Genomic DNA, 626 nt, shown 5'->3' with positions numbered 1-626 from the left:
TACAATGAAATATTAACTATAATGAATTAATAATTATGGCATTCAAAGCTAAAATAGGAACAAAAAAGCATCGTAGTTATACGACCGATGAAGCAATAGTCGAAGCAACAAAAGAAGATATGGTCGGCTTGAACATTAATATTTCAAAACAAAAGAGGGCGTTGTTTAAAGCCAAAACTGCTACAAACAGTGAGACTATGCAGGATGTAATCTTAGAAGCCATAAATAGATATATAGAAAACTAGGTTTATAGATTTCTATATATCTATAAACCTAAAAATCTATCGTAGTGCTATTAGACAATCTATGTAACCAATTTGCGGTGTATTTACTAGCCACATTTACATCATCTAGCACTACTACATTTTCAACATTGTTATAGTCGGCATTTTTAGTAAAATTAAAAGAACCTGTGATTACTTTCTTGTTGTCTATAATCATTATTTTGTTATGAGCGATACCTTTAGCATTATCTTGATAAACTGGAATTGAGTGTTTATGCAACAATTTAATTATATCTAGTTTCTTTTTTTGAAAATTGCTACGATCCAAAATAACTTCAACATTCACGCCTCTATTTTTAGCCTCTATTAATGCTTTTATTATTTTCTCAGAAGTGAATCCGT

The 626-nt window shown here is 29.7% G+C and carries 2 protein-coding genes; one reads left to right on the top strand and one right to left on the bottom strand.

Annotated features, from left to right (window positions below):
- The first annotated feature begins 35 nt into the window (after positions 1-35).
- Positions 36-245: a hypothetical protein gene (locus tag Megvenef_RS09765; protein ID WP_322777715.1), complete on the top strand. Its 210-nt coding sequence runs from the start codon at positions 36-38 to the stop codon at positions 243-245.
- A 28-nt stretch (positions 246-273) separates the two neighbouring features.
- Here the strand turns inward: Megvenef_RS09765 and Megvenef_RS09760 are convergent.
- A partial coding sequence (locus Megvenef_RS09760) for a phospholipase D-like domain-containing protein (RefSeq protein WP_322777714.1) occupies positions 274-626 on the bottom strand: 353 nt, incomplete at its 5' end.

Source organism: Candidatus Megaera venefica (assembly GCF_034554655.1).
Classification (GTDB): domain Bacteria; phylum Pseudomonadota; class Alphaproteobacteria; order Rickettsiales; family Rickettsiaceae; genus Megaera_A; species Megaera_A venefica.
This window is presented reverse-complemented; position numbering and strand designations above follow the sequence as displayed.